2 protein-coding genes are annotated in these 2,429 nt (G+C 62.7%); both read left to right on the forward strand.

Going from position 1 to position 2,429, the window contains the following annotated elements:
• Positions 1-1,625, forward strand: a 1,625-nt coding sequence (gene yidC / locus MOV75_RS34690) for a membrane protein insertase YidC (protein WP_247007594.1), incomplete at its 5' end; no start/stop codon positions are given.
• A 109-nt stretch (positions 1,626-1,734) separates the two neighbouring features.
• Positions 1,735-2,388, forward strand: a complete 654-nt coding sequence (gene yihA / locus MOV75_RS34695) for a ribosome biogenesis GTP-binding protein YihA/YsxC (RefSeq protein WP_246932018.1) — start codon at positions 1,735-1,737, stop codon at positions 2,386-2,388.
• Positions 2,389-2,429 lie beyond the last annotated feature (41 nt).

Below are 2,429 nucleotides of genomic sequence, written 5' to 3' on the forward strand. Positions count from 1 at the left end.
AGCCGGTCGTTGCCCGCGATGCCGCGATTGCCGCGAGCCCGCGTGTGAAGATCGACACGCCGCGGCTTGCCGGCAGCATCTCGCTGAAGGGCGGCCGCATCGACGACATCGCGTTGGTGCAGTACCGCGAGACGGTCGACCCGAAGTCGCCGCCGATCATCCTCTATTCGCCCTCGGGCACCGCAGAACCCTATTACGCTGAGTTCGGCTGGGTCGCGGCGACGGGCGTGACGGCGAAGATGCCTGATGCCCAGACCGTCTGGCAGCAGGACGGCAGCGGCAGCCTGACGCCGACGACGCCGGCGGTGCTGAAGTGGGACAATGGCGATGGCCTTACGTTCCGCCGCACCATCTCCGTCGACGAGCATTATCTCTTCACTGTCAAGGACGAGGTGAGCAATGTCGGCAATGCGCCCGTCACGCTCTATCCGTTCGCGCTGATCTCGCGCCACGGCGCGCCCCAGGTCTCCGGCTACTACATTCTGCATGAAGGCCTGATCGGCTATCTCGGCGATCAAGGCCTGCAGGAATACGCCTACAAGAAGGTCGACGAATCCAAGCAGGTGAACTTCAACAACGTCACCAACGCGTGGCTCGGTATCACCGACAAGTACTGGGCCTCGGCACTGCTGCCTGACACCGGTGCGCGGCTGCAGGCGAGGTTCTCGTCCAACCCGAGCGGCAACGTCCACACCTATCAGACCGACTATCTGCTCGATCCCATCACCGTGCCGATCGGCGGCACCGCGACCACGAACGCGCGGCTGTTCGCCGGCGCCAAGGAAGCCGGCGTCGTCGGCATCAACTTCCCGCTCGCGGGCCACGGCGGCTACAACAAGGAGCTCGGCCTCAACCATTTCGATCTCTTGATCGACTGGGGCTGGTTCTACTTCATCACCAAGCCGATGTTCCTCGGCCTCGACTTCTTCTTCCGCTTCTTCGGCAATTTCGGCTGGTCGATCCTGCTGGTGACCGTGATCGTGAAGCTGTTGTTCTTCCCGCTGGCGAACAAGTCCTACGCCTCGATGGCGAAGATGAAATCGGTCCAGCCGCAGCTCCAGGCGCTGAAAGAGCGCTTCCCCGACGACAAGGTGAAGCAGCAGCAGGAGATGATGGAGATCTACCGCAAGGAGAAGATCAATCCGGTCGCCGGCTGTCTTCCCGTGGTGATCCAGATCCCGGTGTTCTTCTCGCTCTACAAGGTGCTATTCGTCACCATCGAGATGCGGCATGCGCCGTTCATCGGCTGGATCAAGGACCTCTCCGCGCCGGATCCGACCAACCTCTTCAACCTGTTCGGGCTGATCCCGTTCGATCCGACCACGATCCCGGTGTTCGGCCATTACCTCGCGCTCGGCATCTGGCCGATCATCATGGGCATCACGATGTGGTTCCAGATGAAGCTGAACCCGACGCCGCCGGATCCGACGCAGCAGATCATCTTCAACTGGATGCCGCTGATCTTCACCTTCATGCTGGCGGGCTTCCCGGCGGGCCTCGTGATCTACTGGGCCTGGAACAACACGCTCTCGGTTCTGCAACAGAGCTACATCATGCGCCGCAACGGCGTGAAGGTGGAGCTGTTCGACAATCTCAAGGCGACGTTCGCAAGGAAGGCGACGTAGTCTCTCCTTGTCATTCCGGGGCGATGCGAAGCATCGAGCCCGGAATCTCGAGATTCCGGGTCTGGTCCTTCGGACCATCCCGGAATGACGGTGCAAGAAAGAGCTTCGCATGACCGACGACAAAGATGCGAAGCTGATCGAGGCCGGGCGAAAGCTGTTCGCCCGCGACTGGCAATTCATCTGGGCTTCTCCCTCGATCCAGACGCTGCCGCCGATGGCGGGGCTGGAGGTTGCCTTTGCCGGACGCTCCAATGTCGGCAAGTCGAGCCTGATCAACGCGCTCACCGGCCGCAACGCGCTCGCGCGAACCTCGCATACGCCCGGCCGCACCCAGGAGCTGATCTTCTTCGAGGTCCCAGGGAAGACCGACCTGCGCCTCGTCGACATGCCCGGCTACGGCTATGCCAAGGCGCCCAAGAGCCAGGTCGCGTCCTGGACCGAGTTGATCCACAAATTCCTGCTGGGACGTGCCTCACTCGCGCGCGTCTACGTGCTGATCGACGCGCGGCACGGCATCAAGGACGTCGATCTCGAAGTCCTGAAGACGCTCGACCGCTCCGCGGTCAGCTACCAGATTGTGCTGACCAAGGCCGACCAGGTGAAGGCCTCCGAGCTGCAATCGCGCATCGCCGAAACGGAGGCCGCGCTGGCCAAACATCCGGCCGCGTTCCCGAACGTGCTCGCGACATCGTCACGCAGCTCGACCGGCATGGAGAGCTTGCGCGCCGCAATGGCGAAGCTCCTGGAGGAGCGGGCCTCGTGACGGCGGCGCACCGCCTGCTGATCGGGCTTGCGGGTTTGATG

The organism is Bradyrhizobium sp. PRIMUS42, assembly GCF_023006515.1.
Taxonomy (GTDB): domain Bacteria; phylum Pseudomonadota; class Alphaproteobacteria; order Rhizobiales; family Xanthobacteraceae; genus Bradyrhizobium.